At 60.6% G+C, this 18,775-nt stretch carries 15 protein-coding genes and 4 pseudogenes; 13 read left to right on the top strand and 6 right to left on the bottom strand.

All coding sequences use genetic code 11. The features are described 5' to 3' along the window. Positions 1 to 99 precede the first annotated feature (99 nt). Positions 100 to 1,047: pseudogene (locus RGCCGE502_RS31055) on the bottom strand (IS110 family RNA-guided transposase); the annotation flags it as partial. A gap of 187 nt (positions 1,048 to 1,234) precedes the next feature. Here RGCCGE502_RS31055 and RGCCGE502_RS31050 point away from each other — a divergent pair. The 4 genes and pseudogenes from RGCCGE502_RS31050 to RGCCGE502_RS31040 form a co-directional block, all read left to right on the top strand. Further along, entirely contained in the window at positions 1,235 to 1,513 is a 279-nt protein-coding gene (locus RGCCGE502_RS31050) for a CopG family ribbon-helix-helix protein (RefSeq protein ID WP_016558196.1), read from the top strand. After that, on the top strand, positions 1,501 to 1,791 hold the full coding sequence (locus RGCCGE502_RS31045) for a type II toxin-antitoxin system RelE/ParE family toxin (RefSeq protein WP_016558195.1): 291 nt from the start codon (positions 1,501 to 1,503) through the stop codon (positions 1,789 to 1,791). The genes RGCCGE502_RS31050 and RGCCGE502_RS31045 overlap by 13 nt, the downstream gene beginning before the upstream one ends. A gap of 658 nt (positions 1,792 to 2,449) precedes the next feature. Continuing rightward, on the top strand, positions 2,450 to 2,542 hold the full coding sequence (locus RGCCGE502_RS39330; RefSeq protein WP_016558194.1) for a diguanylate cyclase domain-containing protein: 93 nt from the start codon (positions 2,450 to 2,452) through the stop codon (positions 2,540 to 2,542). Next, a pseudogene (locus tag RGCCGE502_RS31040) lies at positions 2,521 to 2,766 on the top strand (response regulator); the annotation flags it as partial. The gene RGCCGE502_RS39330 and the pseudogene RGCCGE502_RS31040, both read left to right, overlap by 22 nt. A gap of 1,032 nt (positions 2,767 to 3,798) precedes the next feature. On the opposite strand, the gene RGCCGE502_RS31035 reads toward RGCCGE502_RS31040, so the two are convergent. Beyond that, on the bottom strand, positions 3,799 to 5,226 hold the full coding sequence (locus RGCCGE502_RS31035; protein WP_016558192.1) for a C69 family dipeptidase: 1,428 nt from the start codon (positions 5,224 to 5,226) through the stop codon (positions 3,799 to 3,801). Between the two features lie 464 nt (positions 5,227 to 5,690). On the opposite strand from RGCCGE502_RS31035, the pseudogene RGCCGE502_RS36005 reads away from it, so the two are divergent. The 3 genes and pseudogenes from RGCCGE502_RS36005 to RGCCGE502_RS39130 form a co-directional block, all read left to right on the top strand. Next, positions 5,691 to 6,173, top strand: a pseudogene (locus RGCCGE502_RS36005) (thiamine pyrophosphate-dependent enzyme); the annotation flags it as partial. Positions 6,174 to 6,484: 311 nt separating this feature from the next. Then, positions 6,485 to 7,093: a J domain-containing protein gene (locus RGCCGE502_RS31025; protein ID WP_016558190.1), complete on the top strand. Its 609-nt coding sequence runs from the start codon at positions 6,485 to 6,487 to the stop codon at positions 7,091 to 7,093. A 3-nt stretch (positions 7,094 to 7,096) separates the two neighbouring features. Continuing rightward, positions 7,097 to 7,576, top strand: a pseudogene (locus RGCCGE502_RS39130) (LysR substrate-binding domain-containing protein); the annotation flags it as partial. Between the two features lie 81 nt (positions 7,577 to 7,657). On the opposite strand, the gene RGCCGE502_RS31020 reads toward RGCCGE502_RS39130, so the two are convergent. From RGCCGE502_RS31020 to RGCCGE502_RS31005, 4 genes are all read right to left on the bottom strand, one after another. Continuing rightward, positions 7,658 to 9,031 carry an aspartate aminotransferase family protein gene (locus RGCCGE502_RS31020; RefSeq protein ID WP_016558189.1) on the bottom strand — a complete coding sequence of 458 codons (1,374 nt, stop codon included), beginning with the start codon at positions 9,029 to 9,031 and terminating at the stop codon, positions 7,658 to 7,660. Positions 9,032 to 9,068: 37 nt separating this feature from the next. Then, positions 9,069 to 10,565 (bottom strand): NAD-dependent succinate-semialdehyde dehydrogenase, encoded by a 1,497-nt coding sequence (locus tag RGCCGE502_RS31015; protein ID WP_016558188.1) that lies wholly within the window; start codon positions 10,563 to 10,565, stop codon positions 9,069 to 9,071. 119 nt (positions 10,566 to 10,684) lie between these two features. After that, positions 10,685 to 11,182, bottom strand: a complete 498-nt coding sequence (locus RGCCGE502_RS31010) for an Lrp/AsnC family transcriptional regulator (protein ID WP_016558187.1) — start codon at positions 11,180 to 11,182, stop codon at positions 10,685 to 10,687. Positions 11,183 to 11,186: 4 nt separating this feature from the next. After that, a complete protein-coding gene (locus tag RGCCGE502_RS31005) occupies positions 11,187 to 11,780 on the bottom strand; it encodes an amino acid synthesis family protein (RefSeq protein ID WP_016558186.1) in 594 nt (197 codons plus the stop codon). Positions 11,781 to 11,944: 164 nt separating this feature from the next. Between RGCCGE502_RS31005 and RGCCGE502_RS31000 the strand changes: the two genes are divergently transcribed. The 6 genes from RGCCGE502_RS31000 (at position 11,945) to RGCCGE502_RS30975 (ending at position 18,730) form a co-directional block, all read left to right on the top strand. Continuing rightward, entirely contained in the window at positions 11,945 to 13,747 is a 1,803-nt protein-coding gene (locus RGCCGE502_RS31000) for a helix-turn-helix domain-containing protein (protein WP_016558185.1), read from the top strand. Between the two features lie 165 nt (positions 13,748 to 13,912). Further along, positions 13,913 to 14,905 (top strand): flavin reductase family protein, encoded by a 993-nt coding sequence (locus RGCCGE502_RS30995; RefSeq protein WP_016558184.1) that lies wholly within the window; start codon positions 13,913 to 13,915, stop codon positions 14,903 to 14,905. Position 14,906: 1 nt separating this feature from the next. Next, the gene (locus RGCCGE502_RS30990) at positions 14,907 to 16,421 is read left to right on the top strand and encodes an aldehyde dehydrogenase (RefSeq protein WP_016558183.1); all 1,515 of its coding nucleotides are present in this window, start codon (positions 14,907 to 14,909) and stop codon (positions 16,419 to 16,421) included. 39 nt (positions 16,422 to 16,460) lie between these two features. Further along, complete coding sequence (locus tag RGCCGE502_RS30985) at positions 16,461 to 17,537, top strand: LLM class flavin-dependent oxidoreductase (protein ID WP_016558182.1); 1,077 nt, start codon at positions 16,461 to 16,463, stop codon at positions 17,535 to 17,537. 1 nt (position 17,538) lies between these two features. Then, on the top strand, positions 17,539 to 18,348 hold the full coding sequence (locus RGCCGE502_RS30980) for an alpha/beta fold hydrolase (protein WP_016558181.1): 810 nt from the start codon (positions 17,539 to 17,541) through the stop codon (positions 18,346 to 18,348). After that, positions 18,341 to 18,730, top strand: a complete 390-nt coding sequence (locus RGCCGE502_RS30975) for a carboxymuconolactone decarboxylase family protein (RefSeq protein WP_016558180.1) — start codon at positions 18,341 to 18,343, stop codon at positions 18,728 to 18,730. Before RGCCGE502_RS30980 ends, RGCCGE502_RS30975 begins: the two co-directional genes overlap by 8 nt. The last annotated feature ends 45 nt before the right edge of the window (positions 18,731 to 18,775 follow it).

The following is an 18,775-nucleotide window of genomic DNA, read 5'->3' as shown; positions in this document are numbered from 1 at the left end:
CTTGACGGGCCAATGGGAATCTCGGATCGATCGATCATACCATCTGCTATTATCTTGCAAGTTGTAGTAATGCCAACACGTGGTGAAGATCAGGATACCCTGGTTCTTGAGTGCGACAGCTGCCAGTTTAGGCGGCTTGCGCTTGAGCAGTTCCGCCAACCATCGAGAAGCCTTGCCAGATCGCCGCGCGTGATGAATGACAGCGGTTGCTCCATTCACCAGGATGGCCCGCAGAGCTTCATCGCCGGCTCGCGTGATACCACCGAGCCTGAGCTTGCCGCCGGTCGAGTGATCTTTCGGCGTCAGCCCTATCCAAGCTGCGAACTGGCGGCCGGATTTGAAGAGCTCTGGAGCGGGAGTCTTTCATTATCAAAAGAGCCGAGCCGATTGGTCCAATGCCGGGAATGGTGTTGAGACGTATGCTGCGTTCGTCGTTACGCTGCCATGCCTTTACCTTGGCCTCCACATCCGCAATCTTCTTCTCCAGTTCAGCGTATTCCTCGGCCTGGCTTATGAACAATTCCTGTGCGAGCTCTGGCACATTTTTCTCAGCTTGCACCCTCTCGAGCAGCATCGGAATATGTGCTAGCCCCTTAGCGGCGGAAATGCCGAATTCATTGGCGTAACCCCGTATAGCGTTGGCGAGTTGGGTTCGGTTGGGTATCAGACGGGTACGGACGCTGATCAGCATGAGTGCTGCTTGCTCATCAACTGTCTTGGAACAAACCGCATCGTTGGGCGGCTTATAGCCTCGCACAGCCCTTCGGCGTCGGCAGCGTCATTCTTGCCGCGTTTGACATAAGGCTTGGCGAGCTGTGGTGCGATCAACTTCACTTCATGTCCAAATGAGGTGAGTAAGCGCGCCCAATGATGCGAACCACCACAGGCCTCGATCGCGACCAAAGTGGGCGGGCAGGTCGTGAAGAAGTCGATCATCTCCCGACGTCGGATTCTCTTACGCAAGACCGGCTTCTCTCCTGCATTCACGCCGTGCAACTGAAAGACATGCTTTGACGTATCCATGCCAATACGAATAATCTTGTCCATGGGCGGCCCCCTTCGATTGAGATCTTAACAGCTCATTCTGGCACATTTCGATGCCGTTCAGGGCCGTCCAACATCAAGGCGAGAGACTTTCCCTTGCGCTTAGCGCGACAACTCGGCGAGATCATAGACGCGAGGAATAAAGTAATCTATATTAGCGACAGGTATTACCGTTGACTAAGGAACTGATATGGCATCACCTACCTCGCTCAAGCTCGATGACGAGCTAAAAGGCCGCGTCCAACACTTGGCCGAAGTTCGTCGCCGCTCGTCCCACTGGATCATGCGCGAAGCGATTGAGCAATATGTGGAACGTGAAGAGAAGCGCGAGGCGCTGCGGAGTGAGACCCTCAACGCCTGGGATGAATTTCAGACGACTGGTCTGCATGTGACGGCGGAAGAGGTCGAAAAATGGCTTACGACGTGGGGCACCGACGACGAGCGCGCTGCACCTGAATGCCACAAATAATCTTCTCCCCGGCCGCCATTCGTGATCTCGATAGGCTTCGGAAGTTCTTGCGACCGAAGAACCCCTTGGCGGCCAAGCGAGCGAGCGAAGCCATTCTCAAAGGTCTACGAGCACTCGGCTCGCATCCCCAAATGGGACGGCTCGTTGAAGATCTGCCCGATCAGTATCGGGAATGGCTCATTGAATTCGGTGACAGCGGATATATTGCGCGCTACCGTCTCGATGAGGATATCTTGACGGTCCTCGCGGTGCGCCATCAGAAAGAGGTTGGCTTCTGATGGCACCGTAGTTATCGGTTTCCGGCAATGCTCATACAGCCAGAAGCTTCAGTTTGCGACATAGCGGGGTCGTCGGCGGTTCATCTCCTGTCGACCGCAGCATCATCCTCAAGTTGGCGGCGGCGGCAGCCGCAGCCGGACAGTCACCGGTCACGGCGTTTGTCGCGACTTCCGATGGCACCTATCTCGTCGCTGCCGGAGCGATTCAGCCCTACACCAGCGAGCCCACCGATGCAGCGCTCAATACGCTGATATTCGCCAAGCTGTTGAGCCAGGATGTCGTCGCAGAGCTCGACGATACCATCGATATCGAGGGGCTGAAACTGGTTGCCTTGCCTGAACGTACTTGGCTGAGCACACCCCTTTTAGGCCTGGATGGCCGGGCCGTAGCCTATCTCGAGTGGCCGAGCCGGACCCCCCGGCACACACATTTTCCAAGCAGTCCACAGCTACCTGTTGTCAGCCGCGGCCCTGCTCGTCATCTTCCTGGTTGCCATCATCATGACGGGTGTTGCCCTCATTCGCGGTCTTCAGCGCGATACGGCGATCGCGCACCACAAAGCGACCCATGATGCTCTCAGCGGACTCCTGAACCGAACTGGCCTTCTCGAGGTCATCGGCACGTCGCCCCCCAGTCGGTCGCGGCCTTGCTCTCGGAATGATCGACCTCGATGGTTTCAAGGATGTCAATGACGCCTGGGGTCACGCGATCGGGGATGAACTGATCATGAGCACCCACATCACCTGGTGATCTCAGACTTCAATATGCCGAAGATGGACGGGCTCGGCTTCCTCAAGGCAGTATGTGCCAACCCATCGACGAAAAAGGCTGCCTTCATTATTCTCACGTCACACGGCGACAGGGCGCTTGTTCAGAAAGCAGCCCAGCTGGGAGCTAACAACGTGCTTTCGAAGCCCTTCACAATCGAGAAGATGAGGGCGTCGATCGAGGCGGTTTTTGGACCCTTAGGCTAAGGCTAGATATGTCGCTAGGCTCCTGATCTAGGACCTTTGTCTGCGGACTACCTTTGCGCGTGAGCAAAGCGTCACAACCTTCGGGGAGGGACACGGTGAGAGGCTTCGAATACGGACTGCAAGAGGACGTGCCGACAGGGACACTGAACACATAGGCGATCAGGGAAAGACCGGTCCCCAGGTAGATGAGACCTACGACGAGATCCTGAAGGAGGCGCGCATCCCGTGGCTTGCGTTCAAAAATGAGGAACAAGTGAACACAGCTGATCAAGACCATCGCTCCGCCGACCCACCAGACGGCCTTGGCGAGCCCGATGAAAATGCGCCGCGATAGATCTCCGGCCCGCGTGTCCGGCGCATAGGGCTGGATACCGTAGTAAAGGAGTAGCGCCGTGAGGGCAATCAAGAATACGATGTGAGCAATCAACCGCCAGACGGGATGCCCCCGAAGTACCAGCCGACTGACCAGCAGGCCCAGAACGGCGAGAACAAAAAGCTGGACAATCGGATCGGTCCAAAAAAGCGGAATTCATTGGTTCACCGTCCCAGGTCGGCCACGTCTCAGGGCGGACGCGGTCAAGCCGCACACCGGGCGCTGTCATGACGCGACCGTCGACTGCCTGCTCCTAGTTTCGAGCAGGATCGCGATTGCTGTCAACGCCAGCGCCCACAATATCAAGAAGGGTTGGCGAACATACAAAGCCATTCTCGCCTTGCTGACCCACGACGTCCGATAAGGCAAGCTTATCAGTCATTTTAAGACGATAACATGCGGTGCAGTTTGGTGCGCCACTGGCAAAAGACCGCATGTTTTAAAATGCTTGGGAAAGGTACTCCTATCTCCCCGACCGGCAAATTAGTATTTGTTGCGAGGGCGTGCGCGACCCAGCCTGCCGACGACTGCGGGTAATTGAAAAGCTGGCGGCGTCCGGCTGGATATGTTGCCACCGGTCCTGTAGGTGACTCTGCCGCGTATTGGATAATCGTTAGCGATAGCAGTCCGAAAGGGAGACCGCACCGGTTTAAGAACAATCACCAGACTTGTGGACTGGATTTCGGTTGGAGCGACGTGTCAAATCCCCCAAAAGCACGGGTTCTCGCCTCCAGGCCATCCGCCAACTGCTCGGCCAGCCTCAATCCGGCGCGGAGTTCGGAATTGGCGAAATACGTCAACATCCCGGCCGCGAGATCCGCTTGACTGGCATCGAGTAGCATGGACGCTACCTTTTGCATGTTTTCGGCGAGCGCCATCAGCCGCGCTTCATGGGCAACGAAGATGCGCGCGAGTTCGGGAAGGCTGGTCTCCGCATCGCGAAGCGCCAGATAGAGAAGCCGCTTGCAAATCGCCACGGCCGAGCGCGACGCTTCGACCCCCTGCGGTACAATGGAAACCTCGTCGGCTTGCCCCCCGAGCGCATGGCGCATGTCCATGAATCGGGCATGCTCGCCCGATGTCAAATAGCGGTGCTGACGATATTCCTCGGCGATTTCGGTCATGCCAAGGAACACGGGCATGAAAGGGGCGGCTACGGCGCCGACTGGCGCATGCCAGAGCATCCTCAGAGCTGGATGTGCCGGGTGGACCAGCGGCACGACCTGGCCGTAGCCGGCGGTATCGCCGGTCAGCTTCGGCGTGCGGATGGCCCAAATCACGTCTTCAAGGGTGATCTTAGCTGGCGTTTCGGCGCGGCGCGCCATTTCCGCTTCGATCCAGCGCGCGCCCTCCCATGGGCCGCGGCCGTCGCCGTAGACCATGTTGACATTGAACTTGTCGCCATCACGGTGCCAGCCTTGGCTGACTGCGAACTCGATGAAATGGTCCGGGAACAGGAAATCCTTGTCGGGCGTACCTGGAATTTCGCCGATATAGCCCGGCCGGGATGCGCGGATACTATTTTCCCCGAGCCTCTCGGCCACCCATAATTTTTGCCCGCCGGCGCATTCGATGACCACCCAGGCCTCCTGCGGATCGGCGACGATGTGGGAATTGCCGCCATAGGTCGAATAGCCGTAACGGGCGATCAACTGGGCGATCAGTTCGACGCCCTCGCGGGCGGTCCTCGCGCGCTCCAGCACCAGTTTGGCCAGATCGCTGTAATTGGGTCCGGTTTGACCGGCGGGAGTAAGGGCGATCAATTCGGCCCGGGAGGTCGACCAGATGTCGCGCACCGCCACTCCATGCTCGTTGAGGCCGCCATTGCTCAGGGGGGCGGGCACGCCCTTGTAATGGGAATAACAGACGCGGACATGTCTCGCCGTCACCGGCGCTTGCGGGACTTCGCTCAGCTTGCCCGGTAGATCGGCTTCCGGTGTGACACCAACCGTGATCGTCGATCCGGCCGCATGATGGGTTTCGGCGATGATTTCGAGCCAATGGCTCGAAGGCTCGTCGCCGTAGCCCGCCAGATAGGCGTGGCCGGTGGCCGTCAGGTTCTTGCCAATGTAAAGGCCGTAGCTCAATGTCTGCCTCGTCGCATGTTTTGGTGATACCGGCGAGAGGCTGTGTTCCATCCGCCGGTGAATTGTCGAGGAACATATCGCAAGATTGAGGCCGGTGCTCGCGGAACGCGCCCCGTTCGCGTCGGATTTCGGCCATGTGCAACCCGCGGCTGGAAGAGCATTCGGTCAATGAGAACGTGCAACAGAACGCCTTCACCAAACGGCTTTGAGGATTTTATGAACCCGGCTCTCCCCATTGCGAAGCGGAACCAACCAACGCCTCCGCAAGCTGGAAGGTGGCCGGTAATGCACGGGCTGGGTCGGCGCCAGAGCCGCCGTCCCAGGTTCCTCTAGGGTGGCGTCAAACCTGTCGTCATTGCCCCTCGCCAGTAGATCGGCCGTTGCGGCTAAGTGAATCTGACGAAACGGGCAGGGAGTGATCTCGCGCAATGCAACCGCGATCCTGTCAATGGTTCCATAAAAACGACGAAGCGATCACGTCCGCGCGTAGGTTTTTCGAATTATCGGCCGCCGCGGCACCCCCATGACTACCTCATGACGACGGGAGGAGCCATTGGATGCGGGATACCTCTCGCCACTGGCGCGGCAATCGCATGTCCGGGCCGGAACGTAATCAATCCACAGGCCGACGGAAGCGCGATGTATACGATCCAAGGTCTCTGGACCCAGGCCCGCGAGAACCTCGATGTGGTGACCATCATATTCGCCAACCGCGCATACGCTATCCTCAACGCGGAGATGAGGAATGTTGGCGTTGGACCAATCGGAACAAACGCTCGGAGGATGTTGAACCTTGATAACCCGGCTTGGAATTGGGTGGCAGTTGCAAGAGGAATGGGGGTCGAAGCTGCGCGGGCGCATCCTTCGAGGAGTTCAGCGATCTCCTCGACAACGCGTTGCTGCGCAGCGGTCCGTTTCTTATTGAGGCAGAAACGGCAGAAGAATGATGCCGCCGATGCGGAGGTAGTCGTCATTGCGGCTCGTCAACCCGAAATGCGCTTTGTCGAGCCAAAGACTTGATCAGCAAGCTCGAGCGGTCCTGTTCTGGCGCGTGAGCGTATTGTTCATCAGCGAACAGATTGGTGAACCCTCTGCGCGCCATTCTCTGCGAACATGGACCGGTGATTCCCCGCCGGTTGCGACGTTCCTGGTCTGATGAGTTTCAGGTCGACGCTGTTGAGGAGGCTTTCAAGCCACGAGGGAACATCACCGATGTTGATCGCTTGCCGAGGAGGCCCGCACAGCCGTATATGGCGCGATGACGTCTGATTCAAAAATTTTCGTTGGCTTGCGCTCGATCCGCAAAAAACCTGTTCAACATCGGGAAGCGACCGGCCCGAAGTGCCAATGGGAGGGCTGCGAGGCGCAAGGCAGCTATCATGCCCCCGTCGGAGCCGGTGCGGAAGGACTATATCTGCTTTTTTGTGCCAAACATGTCAGTGAATACAGCAGAGGCTACAATTTCGTGACGAAGCACTCCGACCCCGTAACGGCCCGCTATCAAAGGGAAGCCGCAAATGGCAGCCGCCCGACCTGGGGAACACGGATCGATGAGGTTTCTGCAACGCCGCTTCCGTCTTCGGTTCGCTCTGGGACCGCAAAGGCGGTCAATGCACAGAAGAATGCGGCCCAGCGCCAGGCAACAAAAGCGGATCTTAAACGGCGCAAACTCAGGGTCCTGGAGGCAAAAGCCTTTGAAACTCTCGGCCTGTCAGAAGATGCAACGCCCGAGGAGATAAAGAGCCGCTACAAGGAGCGGCTTAAAATGCACCACCCTGACGCCAATCAAGGCGATCGCGCATCAGAGGAACATCTTCGCGCAGCGATAGACGCTCACAAGATCCTTAAACTCAATGGCTTTTGCTAGGCGATCGCGTCGTCGCACGGTAGCTGCGCCGATGGCTCGCACCATGAGCGAGCTTCTTGGGACTCCAGGGAGCGTTACCCTGGCATCGAGCTTGCGATCGGTCTCAACGACCGACGTGTGGATCTAGTCCAGGAAGGTGTCGATGGTGTCATTCGAACAGGTCCACTTGCCGACTCCACTCTAATCGCGAGGAAGCTCGGTTCCTATCGTTGGGTAACGTGCGCCGCGCCGACGTACATCGCGGAACATGGAACGCCTGTTGAACCTTCTGATCTCACCCGGCGTCTCGTTGTTGGTTATTTTTCCGGAAGCCCCGGGCAGGAGCGATGGTCGTTTGGCCAGGAGGGTGAAGCGCAAGAAACGGTCATGGTATCGAGCGAGATATCGGTGAACGAGACGTCTGCGTATCTCAAAGTTGGCCTTGATGGCTTTGGCATAATTCGTCTGCCGGACGATATCGTAGATCCCTTCATTCGGTATGGACGTTTAATTGAGATAATGGGCGATCGGATCAGGTCCCGATTTCGCTCCTCTATCCCACCTCGCGGCATCTCTCGCAGGCCGTTATCCAAGCACGGATCTTATGGCGTGTACTGCATTCGTTACAATAATGTCCGCTTCATCCTTTGTCAGACACAGCGGTGGCGCGAAGCCGAGGATATCGCCCTGCGGCATAGCACGGCCGATGACGCCGCGCTCGAGCAATGCAGCGGCGATTTGCGGCCCGATCTTTCGGGAGACGTCGAAGAACTTGCGGTCGTCCTTATCCTCGACGAACTCGATCGCCGCCATCAGGCCGTCGCCGCGCACCTCGCCGACATGCTTGTGATAGCCGACAGCCTTGGCGAGCTCGCTGCGGAAATAGGCGCCGGTCTTGCCGGCATTCTTCACGAGATCGAGCTCGTCGACCAGTTCGAGATTGGCAATACCGGCCGCCGCGCAGATCGGGTGCGCCGCATAGGTCCAGCCATGGCCGATCGCGCCCATCTGGTCGGAGCCCTGGATCAGCACCTGCCAGACCTTGTCGGAAACGATGGTGCCGGAGAGCGGCGCGTAGGCCGAGGTCAGACCTTTGGCGATGGTGATGAGGCCGGGCTTCATGCCGTAATGGTCGGAGCCGAACATGGTGCCGAGGCGGCCGAAGCCGGTGACGACTTCGTCGGCGACGAGCATCACATCATACTTGTAGAGAACCGCTTGGATCTTCTCCCAGTAGCCCTTCGGCGGCGGCACGATTCCGCCCGTGCCGAGGATCGGCTCGCCGATGAAGGCGGCAACGGTATCCGGGCCCTCGGCGAGGATCATCTTTTCCAGCTTGTCGGCGCAATATTGCGAGAACTGCTCCTCATCCATCGAGCGGTCAGGGCGGCGGAAGTAATAGGGCGCTTCGGTGTGCAGAACCTGCGCACGCGGTAGGTCGAAAGCCTTGTGGAAGAGCTCGAGCCCGGTCAGCGAGCCGGTCATGACGCCAGAGCCGTGATAGCCGCGCCAGCGTGAGATGATCTTCTTCTTCTCCGGACGGCCGAGGATGTTGTTGTAGTACCAGATCAGCTTGATGTTGGTCTCGTTAGCATCCGAACCCGACAGGCCGAAATAGACGCGGCTCATGCCTTCAGGCGCCCGGTCGATGATCATCTTCGACAGCGTGATCGAGGCTTGGGTGCCGTGGCCGACATAGGCGTGGTAATAGGCTAGGTTCTTCGCCTGGTTAGCGATTGCATCGGCGATTTTCTGGCGGCCATAGCCGACATTGACGCAATAGAGACCGGCGAACGCATCTAGACTGGTGCGGCCGTTAGTATCGGTTATGTAGACGCCTTCGCCGGACGAGATGACGCGCGTCGGCGTCTCGCCTCGGGCATGCATGCCCATATGCGTCGAGGGATGGAAGAAGTGGTTGCGGTCCCAGGCGTTGAGTTCGTTGCTTCTGTCGAGCATGGCTGATGTCCTTGATGTCTTGATTGGGAGGGCCGCGTCAGGCGGCGGTGTCGATGCAGAGATATTTGAGTTCGGTGAAAGCCTCGATACCGTGGCGCGAGCCCTCGCGGCCGACGCCGGATTGCTTCCAGCCGCCGAAGGGAATCGGCCCGCCGGTGATCTTCACACGGTTGATGGCGACCATGCCGTATTCGAGCGCCCGGGCGAGCCGCATCTGGCGCGCGCCATTGGCGGTAACGACATAGGCAACGAGGCCATATTCGGTATCGTTCGCCCTTGCGATGACTTCCTCTTCGGTACCGAAAACCACAATGCCGGCGACCGGGCCGAAGGTTTCCTCGCGCATGATCAGCGCGTCGGCGGGAATGTTCGAAAGCAGCGTCGGCTCATAAAACAGTTTACCCGCCTTGTGGCGCTTGCCGCCGGTGACGAGCTTGGCTCCGCGCTCCACGGCGTCCTTGACCTGCTCTTCGACCTTGGCGACTGCGCGCTCATGCATGAGGGGACCGATCGCCGCATCTGCCGAGAAGCCGTTACCGACCTTCAGCTGGCGGATGCGCGATGCGAAAGCCTGCTCGAAACGCGGGGCGATGGAGTGATGCACGAAGATCCGGTTGGCGGCGAGGCAATCCTGGCCTGACGTCGCGAACTTGGCATCGATGGCGATCTTCACCGCTTGCTCGATATCGGCGTCCTCGAAGATGATCAGCGGCGCATGGCCCCCGAGCTCCATGACCAGCCGCTTCATCGTCGGCGCGCATTGCGCCGCGATCAGCCGGCCGATGCAAGTCGAGCCGGTGAAGCTGACGGCCCGCACGCGCTCGTCTTCGCAGAGGCGTCCGACGATGGTAGCGGCATCTCCCGTGACGACGTTGAAGACGCCGGCAGGAATGCCGGCACGCTCGCCGAGCTCGGCAAGTGCTAGCGCCGAAAGCGGCGTCTCCGAAGAGGGGTGGGCGACGACGGTGCAGCCTGCGGCAAGTGCTGCTGCTGCCTTGCGGGTGACCATGGCAGAGGGGAAATTCCAGGGGGTGACGATCGCGGTGACGCCGAGCGCCTCGCGCCACACGATCATCTCGGCGCCTGGAAGGTGGCTCGTGACATTCTCGGCATTCAGCCGTTTGCCTTCCTCGGCATACCACTCGACGAAGGATGCAGCATATTCGATCTCGCCGAGAGATTCGGCGAACGGCTTGCCCTGCTCGAGTGTCATGATCAGCGCCAGATCATCCTTGGCGGCGAGCATCAGCTCATACCATTTTCTGAGGATGCGGGCACGCTCCTGCGGCAGCAGTCCGCGCCAGGCGGGCAGCGCTTGGGAGGCGGCATCGATTGCCGTGGTGGTGTCACCGGTGCCGAGGCTTGCGACCCAGGCAACGGTTGCGCCGCTTGCCGGATCGGTGACCTCGAGGCTCTTGTTATCGGCAGCGGACGTCCAGCGCCCATCGCAATAGGCGAGGTCGCGCAGAAGATGCCTGTCCTTGAGGCGCGAAAGCGCCTGATGAAAATCGGGGCGGGCAAAAACCGCGGTCATGTCCTGTCTCCTCGTTATCGACACCGAAGTCTTTCACGGGAGTGGGCGAGATCTTGTCTTTTCGGGGCGGTTCAAATAGAGAGATTGTCTAAGGCCGAGCGCCCGGCCGTATGATCTCTCTATGCGTCTTTCGAGGCCTCGCCGGGCTGTACGAGAGCGGCGACCGGCAGCACGGTCTCATCCTTGACTGTCTTGGTGACGATATAGGTGAAATAGCGCTCGATCCCGAGTTCGCGGTCGAGCAGACCATCGATCAGGCGCTGGTAGGCATCGATATCAGGTGCGGCGATCCGCAGGAAATAATCGACACCACCGCCGACGGACCAGCAGCCGACGATCTCAGGGATACCCGCGATTGCGCGCTCGAAGCGCTCGAAATCGCTCTGCCGATGGTTGGCAAGTGTGACCTCGACCATGACGCTGGCGACCGGGGCGATTTTGCGAAGCGCGATGCGGGCATGATAGCCTGTGACGATCCCTGCCTTCTCGAGCTTGCGCAGCCGCATCCAGCAGGGGGTCGGCGAAAGGCCGGCCTTTTCTGCCAAGGCAAGTTTGGTAATGCGGCCATCGCGCTGAATCGCATCGAGAATTCTGAAGTCGATGGCGTCTAACTTCATTGTCCTAGCCCTTGGCGGCCTTTTCGGCTTCCATTTCGGCAATATCCTGGAAACGATCGGCGATGCGGGCATGCGCCCGGCCGCCATCGGCGGCGCCGATCGCCACGACTATCTCGTCCAGGCCGGGTGCATCAGCAATCAGGAAATTAGCGGTCAGGAAATGCGAGCGCTTGCCGCTCTCGCTCTTGTGCATCATCGGCAACGACAGAAGCGCTCCCGGACCGTTGCGGGTATTGGCGAATTCGAGGTAGTTGGTACCGCCGATCGCTTCGCGGAACGGATTGCCGAAGCGCAGCGTGTGGATCATTGCCGACGCGTGTTCGATCTCGCCGTTGATGCCGACCGCTGCAGCCTTGCCACAGGCCTCGATCTTCTCGGCATCCATCTGGCGCAGCAGCCGCGCTGTCATCTCATGGCTGAGGTCGCCGGCGATGCGGATGATCTCCGGCCGGAGGTCCTCGACGAAGCCTCGTCCGGCCCAAGGGTTCTGGATGACGGCCGCGACGACGACCATGGTCACCGGCCGGGGCGCCGCCTTGCCGCCTTCGACGTGCATTTCTTCGAGGAAGGTGGAAATCTTTCTGATGCCGAGTGTCATGCCTTGCGCCGATACGAAATGTTGAAACTCGCAAAAGCCTAGCGGCTAAACGGCGAACGTCTTCCTCCGATCGGAGGAATGGCACGGCTCCGGCTTCCATCAAAACGGAGTAGATTTCCGCCGAATGCGCACGCATGATGCGGGCCGCTGGAGGAGCGAAGCAGTTGGATCAGAAGTCTCAGATATTGGCGCTCCGCGACATCGCAAGCCAGATCAATAGTGGTGGCGATCTACAGACCGTGCTGCAGCATTTGATCGTGGCGGCCTGCCGCCATGCCCATTGGTCGCTCGGCTCGATCATGGGGATCGATGCGGCGCATGGCTATGCATATGTCATCGTCCGCTATGATCCGACGCTGATCGAGCGGCAGCTTCCGGACAGGTGGGAGTTGGCAACCAGCCCGTCGCTGATCGCCCTGCAGCGCAACGAGCCCGTCTATATCCGCGACGCCCGCGAGTCCGTCGAGTTTCCCGGCTACCGCAAGGAAGCGTTCGAGCGTGATTACCGCACCGTTGTCGTCATGCCGATGAACTGCAAGGACGCCGAGGGCCGGCCGATGGTGCTGAGCGTCATCTCGCGCCAGATCACCGAAGTCTCCGAGGACGACCTCGCCTTTCTCGGCGCCATCATCCATATGGGTGCTATCGCCGTCGAGCGCGAACACCGGCTGGAGGTCCAGAAGCTTGCGGCGCAGCGGCTCGAACGGGCGCTGCAGGCGCATACCTCGCTGCTCGAACATGTGTTGAGTGACGGTGCCGTCGCGCCGCTTTCGGCGATGGTCGGCATGATGCTGCCCAACCCGACCGTCGTCGTCGATTTCACCTCCAATCAGGTCATCGCAGGGCGTCCGCCGAATGCACTTTATGATGAGGCCTCCTGGCATGAGGCGGCAGCCACGACGCTCGCCCGGCCGCTGATGAAGGCGGCCCGCGATGCGATCGAGCGCGGCACGACGGATGCCGCCAGCCTGTTTTTCGATGACGGCGCGCAACGCTTCAAGATCTCTGCGCGTATCCAGCCGCTGACGGTCGACAATCATCTGGTCGGCGCATTGATCATCTTCCCGACTTCGCGCGAATTCAGTGATCTCGATCTGCTGATGCTCGACAGCGCCAAGTTCGCGCTCAGCGTCCAGATGATGCGGAGCTTCATCCGCTTCCGGTTTGAGACCCGCACCCAGACCGAACTGTTCTTCGAGATCGTCGAGGCCCGTTGGCGCAATGCCGGCGATGTCGCCCAGCGCGCCCAGCGGCTGGGGCTGAATTTCTCGGTGCCTCAGCAGATGATCGTCGTCGATTTTCCCGACAAGACGAAGGCTTTCGGCGGCGCTTCCGTCGATGTCGAGCATACGCTTGCCCGCATCATGCAGCAGGCTTCGCTGCAGGCAAATTTCATCGCCATTGATGGAGGCGTCGTTTGCCTCGTGCCTCATGATGCCAGCAAAAGGCAGGAGCGGACGGTCAAGCTAACACGGCGCATCGCCGAAGAGCTCGGCCGCTATTTCGACGAACCGCCCGTCGTTGTCGCTGGCAATCGCTGCGCGGCACTTTCCGATTATCCGGCCTCCTGGGAACGCTGCAGCCGGATGATCCGCATCGGCCGTTCCTTCGGACTGACGGGCGCCGTCTCCGCCCAGGATTTCGGACCGCTGCCGATGCTGGTTGCCGCGTCCGAGGCAGGTGACGTGCGCAACTTTGTGCAGGAAAGCGTCGGCGCCATCGCCGAGCATGATCGCGAGAACGGCACGCCTTATCTGGAAACGCTCTCCACCTATCTGCAGCAAGGTTGCCGCAGCCAGGCCTGTGCCGATACGATGGGTCTGCATGTGACGACACTGCGCTATCGCCTGGCGCGCATCCAAGAGCTTTTCGGCGTTGATGTCGAGACGCCCGAGAAGCGCTTTGCCGTCGAGCTTGCCATCCGCCTGCACGGCGTCATCGACAATCGCGTCAGCGCCCAAAAGTAGCCTCCGACAGCCGGTATCCGCGGTTTTATAGCGCATGCTGCCGGCCGTTTTTCATCTCCTACGGATCGCAGCAGAAGTTTTCCGCTCGCTCCGTCGAAGCCAAGGAAGAACCACCGGGCGGGCAGCGATAGCCTCCTCCTCAACAAATGGAGGAGGCACGAAAGCATGGCGGAGACAGCGGCAAAGGCGGATGCGCCGATCGACCCCATCGCCCTACGCCGGGCATTTGGTACCTTCGTGACGGGCGTCACCGTCATCACCACCCGTGACGAGGACGGAACGCCGCGCGGCATGACCGCGAACTCCTTCACCTCTGTGTCGCTCGACCCTCCGCTGCTTCTGGTCTGCATTGCAAAGTCGGCATCCAGCTATCAGGCCTTCACCGGTGCCGGTTGTTTCGCCGTCAATATCCTCCACGAGGGGCAGGTCGGCGTATCTGCGACCTTCGCCTCGAAGTCGCCGGACAAGTTCCAGTCCGTTACCCACGATCACATCCATACCGGCGCACCGGTGCTCACCGACAGCCTCACCTGGTTCGACTGCACGACCTACAATACTGTCGACGCAGGCGATCATGCGGTGCTGATCGGCGAAGTCCGGGCTTTCGGCACCAGCCCGACCGCGCCGCTCGGTTTCTGCCGCGGCCGCTACGCCAGCGTCAAGGATCCGCTGCCATCAGGCTGGCTTGCTTCACACGGGATGATCATCGGCTATCTCATCGAAGCCGGCGATGGCCTGCTGCTGCGGTCGGATGGCAAGGGTGGCTGGGTGCTCCCCTCGGCACGCCGCCGCAAGGCCGACAGCCAGCTCGTTGTCGAAGGCGGCGAGGCGCTGAGCCTCATGCCGGAGGAAACCTTCCTCTACTCGGTCTTCGACGTCGCCGACAGCGATCCCGGCTATCTCGTCTATCGTGCTCGGCTAGCTGGCGAGGGTGCGGGTGTCAACCTGCCTGCTGACCTCCGCTTCTTCGCCATCGACGATCTGCCCTACGAGGCGATCTCCACCCACGAACTGCGTTCGATGCTGCGCCGCTACCTGCGCGAGCGGCAGGCCGGCCGGTTCGGCATCTATATGGATTCAGACGACGGCGGCCGCGTCGCGATGATCGACGGCGAAGCCCGCGCCTGGATCCAAGCCTCCCAAGACCAAGGACAGTGACATGAAGACGACAGTGAGCTCCATCGAAGGTTCGCGCCAGGGCTTGTTTATCAACGGCGAATTCGTGGCGCCTAAGAATGGCAACTATATCGCCAGCTACGATCCGACCACCGGCACGCCCTGGTACAAATTCGTGGAGGCCGACGCTGATGACGTCGCGGCAGCCGTGGCGGCCGCAAATGCCGCCTTCCGCAATCCGACCTGGCGGCGCATGACGCAGACAGACCGCGGCGTGCTGCTTCGTAAGCTCGCAGAACTCGTCCGCGCCAATGCCGATACGCTTGCCGAGATCGAGACGCGCGATAACGGCAAGCTGCTCAAGGAAACCCGGGCGCAGATGGGCTCGATGCCGGACAGCTATCATTATTTCGCCGGCATGGCCGACAAGCTGCAGGGGGACACCATCCCGATTAACCGGATGGATACGCTAAACATCAATCTGCGCGAACCGCTCGGCGTCGTCGGCATGATCACGCCGTGGAATTCGCCGCTGATGCTTCTGACCGGTACGCTGGCGCCGTGCCTGGCGATCGGCAACACCGTCGTCATCAAGCCGTCGGAACACGCGACTGCCTCTACGCTGGCGCTGGCCGAACTCATTCATCAAGCCGGCTTCCCCGCAGGCGTCGTCAATGTCGTCACCGGCACCGGCAAGAGCGCCGGCGAAGCGCTGACCCGCCATCCGGGCGTCGCCAAATATGTCTTCACCGGCAGCACGGCGACGGGCCGCCGCATCGCCGGAAATGCGGCGCAGAACCTCGTGCCCTGCTCGATGGAGCTCGGCGGAAAGTCGCCGCATGTGGTCTTCGGCGACGTTGAGATCGAGCATGCCGTCAACGGCGTCGTCTCCGGCGTCTTTGCCGCTGCCGGACAGACCTGCGTTGCCGGTTCGCGCTGCTTCGTCGAGGCCAGCATCTACGACAAGTTCATCGACGCATTGATTGCCCGCACCGCCCGCATCCGCGTCGGCCTGCCGACGGTCGATGATACCGATATCGGTCCGCTGGCGCTCGCCGACCAGCTTTCCAAGGTCGAGGGCTACGTCACTTCTGGCGTCAAGGAAGGCGCCAAGGTCGCAGCCGGTGGCCGCCGTCCGCAGAAGGAAGGTCTTTCGAGCGGCGGCTGGTACTACGAACCAACAGTGATGGTCGATGCGCAAAACGACATGGGCTTCATGCGCGACGAGATTTTTGGCCCCGTGGTCGGCGTCATGCCGTTCCGCGATGAAGCGGAGATGATCGCACTCGCCAATGACAGCCATTACGGCCTCGCCTCCGGCATCTGGACCAAGGATATCGATCGTGCCCTGCGCTTCGCCAGCCAGATCGAAGCCGGCACCGTCTGGGTCAATACCTATCGTTCGGCCTCCTTCATGTCCGCTAATGGCGGCTTCAAGGAGAGCGGCTACGGACGGCGCGGCGGCTTCGAGGTGATGCATGAATTCTCGCGGTTGAAGAACGTGATCATCGATTACTCCGGCGCCATGCAGGACCCCTTCGTCATCCGTCTGAAGTGACGGAACGCAAAGAACTGAACCCGCAAGGGAGGCAAACAAATGAAATTCGCAGTATCGCTGACCATGGAACGCTTCTCGCCCGATGTTCCGATGTCGAAGGTCAAGAACAACCTGCTGGAACTGGCCCGCATGGCCGACGAAGGCGGTTTCGAGGCTTTGTGGACCGCCGAGCACCACACGATCGAGTGCACGATTTCTCCCAATCCATTCCAGACGCTGGTCTGGTTGGCGCAGCATACCCAGCATATCCGCCTGGGCACCTCGACGCTGGTCGCGCCCTACTGGAGCCCGATCCGGCTCGCCGGGGAATCCGCGCTCTGTGATCATCTGACCAACGGCCGCCTGGAATTCGGCATCGCCCGCGGCTCTTACCAGTACGAGTTCGACCGGATGGCTGGCGGCATGCCGCAGCAGGAAGGCGTCGCCTACATGAAGGAGATCGTCCCGGCCGTGAAGAAGCTCTGGGCCGGCGATTACGCCCATGACGGGCAATACTGGAAATTCCCGGCCGCGACCTCGGTGCCGAAGCCGCTGCAGCAGCCGCATCCGCCGATCTGGGTCGCTGCCCGCGATCCCGGCTCCTTCGACTGGGCGATCGCCAATGGCGCCAGCATTCTCTCAACGCCGCTTTCGCAGCCGGCAGCCGAGATCCAGGTTCTAGCCGACAAGTTCAACAAGGCGGTTGCCGATCATCCGGAGGTACCGCGCCCGCGCTTCATGATGCAGCGCCGCACCTGTGTCTACGACAGGGCCGACGGCTGGGAACTCGCGGTCAAGCACAGCGTGGACTACGGCCGCTCCTTCGAAAACCTGATGCAGAATATCGGCGCCGTTCGCGATGGCTTCCCGGAAGCGGTGCCCTACGAAGCCGTCAGGGGCAAGGACAACTACAATCCGGACAATATCCGCAAGAATCTGATGTTCGGCACCCCTGACGAGGCGATCGAGAAGCTGCTGGTCTACGAAGAAGCCGGTGTGGATCAGTACTGCCTCGGCCTGACCTTCAACCTGCCCTTCGAGTTGCAGAAGCGGACGATAGAGCTGTTCGTCAAGGAAATCATGCCCTTCTTCGCCGCGCGCGAAAAGGACAAGCATCGCAAGGTGGCGGCAGGCTGACATGGCAGAGGCACAGCGCCATACCGTCGGAGACGTGACGCTCAACTACCGGATCGACGGTCGCGGCGATCCGCTGATCTGCATCCACGGCGTCGGCTCCTATCTCGAAGCATGGTCTGGCGTCGTCGAGCGCCTGAAGGACAGCTTCACGATCCTGACCTTCGACCTGCGCGGCCACGGCCATTCCAGCCGAGTGAAGGGCCACTACGAGATCGACTATTTCGTCAACGAGGCGCTGGCGCTGGCCGACAAGGCAGGCTTCTCGACCTTCAATCTCGCTGGTTTTTCGCTCGGCGGGCTTATCGCCCAGCGCCTGGCGCTGACCCACCTCGACCGGCTGCGCAAGCTGGTGCTGCTCTCGACGGTGGCCGGGCGCACGCCCGAAGAGCGCACGCGGGTTCTGGAGCGCCTGGCGGCGCTGCGTGCGGGTACGCCTGCCGACCATCACAATGCCTCGCTGTCGCGATGGCTGACGGAAGAGTTCCAGGCCGCGAACCCGGCGGTGATCGCAGGGCTACGGCAGCGCGATGCCGAGAATGATCCGGAGTGCTATGCGGCAGCCTACCGTGTGCTGGCCGAAACCGACTTCGGGGGGTTCCTCGATCAGATCCGCTGCCCGACGCTGATTGCGACGGGAGAAGACGATGCCGGGTCTAACCCGCGCATGGCCCGCTACATGCACGAGCGCATCCCGGGCTCGACGCTGTCGATCCTGCCGGGCCTGCGCCACTCCATCCTGATCGAGGCGCCGCAGACGGTGGCGAATCTGATGCGTGATTTCCTGACCACTAAGGAGGCGAACCTTGGATGAAGCACTTAGAAAGAGCGGTGAAGCCGTTCGCCGCAAGGTGCTGGGTGACGATTATGTCGACCGCGCCATCAATGGCGCCGATAGCTTCTCGGCACCGTTTCAGGACGTGCTCAACGAATATTGCTGGGGCACGGCCTGGACCGATGACGGCCTGGACCTTAAGCAACGCAGCCTCCTGAACCTCGGCATGCTGGCGGCGCTCAACCGCATGCATGAATTCGGCATCCACTTCCGGGGCTCGATCCGCAACGGGCTGACCGAGGATGAACTGCGCGCAGCGCTCGTCCAGATCGCCGTCTATTGCGGTATTCCGGCCGGCGTCGAAGCCTTCCGGGTTGCCCGCTCCGTCCGCGACGAGATGCGGCAGAAAGGAGAGCTCTGACTTCCATCGTTTCAAGGAAGCGACCGTCCTGCGGCTGCTTCAGAT

Source organism: Rhizobium grahamii CCGE 502 (assembly GCF_000298315.2).
Classification (GTDB): Bacteria; Pseudomonadota; Alphaproteobacteria; order Rhizobiales; family Rhizobiaceae; genus Rhizobium; species Rhizobium grahamii.
This window is presented reverse-complemented; position numbering and strand designations above follow the sequence as displayed.